Origin of the sequence: Bradyrhizobium frederickii, from assembly GCF_004570865.1 — a bacterium.
Classification (GTDB): domain Bacteria; phylum Pseudomonadota; class Alphaproteobacteria; order Rhizobiales; family Xanthobacteraceae; genus Bradyrhizobium; species Bradyrhizobium frederickii.
In genome coordinates, this window is record NZ_SPQS01000108.1 from 1 (window position 1) to 1500 (window position 1500).

A 1500-nucleotide genomic window follows, 5' to 3' on the forward strand; every position below is an offset into this window, starting at 1 on the left:
TGACCTTGCGCCAGGGGCGATGCACGTCGAGCAGGACGAAGAGGTTGACGGTGCCATTGCGCCGATACTCGTAATCGTAACGTTCGAGCCGGCCGGGCTCGGCGGGGATCGGCTGACGTGCCTCGCCGATGAGCTGCACCGGGCTTTCATCGAAGCACACCACCGGGTGCTCGGGGTCGGGCGCCTCGGCGTAGAGATCGAGCACGTCTTCCATGCGGGCGACGTATTCGCCGTCGACCAGCGGAATGCACCACATGTCTTTGCGCCAGGGTTTGAGACCATTTTCGGCCAGACGCCGCCGAACCGTCTCGCGAGACAGGCTCTTGTGCTCGGTGAGCTTGACCATCGCACCTGCCAGCAGCTTGAGCGTCCAGCGGGCGCGGCCCTTGGGCGGACCGGCACAGGTGGTCGCCACCAGCAGAGCTTCTTCCTTGCCCGTGAGTTTGCGCTCCGCTCCGGGGCGTGGCTCTTCGCTCAGCGCCCGCTCCAGATTGCCCTCCACGAAGCGTCGCTTGGTCCGGTACACTGTCGAGCCGCCCACACCAACGCTCCTGGCGATCTCTTCGTCGCTGGCCCCGGCATCGGCAGCCAGCAAAATCTGGGCCCGCTTGAGCTTGCGGGACGCATGCTTGCCACCGCCCAGCAGCGTCTTGAGCTCGGTGCGCTCGACTTGGCTCAGTTCGACCCGATAGCGTACATTCATGCTGGCCTCCTTGATCGAGGCGAGCACGAACAACTGAATCGGATGGCCGGCGTGAGTCCTTCGGCAAAAACCTTCACGCCCAAACAGGGGCAGTACCTTGCCTTCATCCACCTCTATACGCGGCTGCACCGCAGGCTCCCGGCGGAAACCGACATGCAGGAATATTTTCGCATCAGCCCGCCCTCAGTTCACCAAATGGTGCTGACGCTGGAACGCGCCGGCCTCATCAGACGGCAGCCAACGACGCCTCGCAGCATCGAGGTTCTCGTCGATCCCAAAAGCCTGCCGGAGCTAGTCTGACCGCCCCAGATCCAACCAGTCAAAATCACTGTGCAGAGCCACTAGTTTTGCCAAACAACAAAACAACAGAGCAAAGACCGGACCAGTCGCTCGAGTGGCGTACTCACGGCCGCGCGCACGCCAAGTGGATACAAAGCAGAACTAGCACCTACCATCCTGGCAAAAGGTGAGCCGTCGACATGTCGTGAACACGACATATACTGAGCTGGTCCCGCAAATCTGAACAGCGCGATAAGTGGAGTTTCTGCCTGACGGCGGGCAAGATTGACCCGCGAATCAGGAGAGACGATGAGCAGACGAGCACGGCGGAACCACACTCCGGCTTTCAAGGCGAAGGTGGCACTTGCCGCCGTCAAGGGTGACCGCACGCTGGCGCAACTGGCGGAGCAGTTCGACGTTCACCCCAATCAGATCACATCGTGGAAGGCCCAGCTCGAAGGCAGCGCTGCCGATGTTTTCGGTCCGGGCGGCGGGAGTCGGATCGCCGAACCCACCGT

General features: G+C 62.2%; 3 protein-coding genes. 2 read left to right on the forward strand and 1 reads right to left on the reverse strand.

What is annotated here, in order from left to right; translation table 11 throughout:
• The coding region (locus E4K64_RS39760) for an IS630 family transposase (RefSeq protein ID WP_135167634.1) at positions 1 to 703 on the reverse strand (703 nt) is incomplete at its 3' end.
• Between E4K64_RS39760 and E4K64_RS39765 the strand changes: the two genes are divergently transcribed.
• The gene (locus E4K64_RS39765; protein WP_347338668.1) at positions 671 to 1003 is read left to right on the forward strand and encodes a LexA family protein; all 333 of its coding nucleotides are present in this window, start codon (positions 671 to 673) and stop codon (positions 1001 to 1003) included. The two genes, E4K64_RS39760 and E4K64_RS39765, sit on opposite strands and share 33 nt — an antisense overlap.
• Positions 1004 to 1291: 288 nt before the next feature.
• Positions 1292 to 1500: transposase (locus E4K64_RS39770; RefSeq protein WP_135162981.1), on the forward strand; the 209-nt coding region annotated here is incomplete at its 3' end.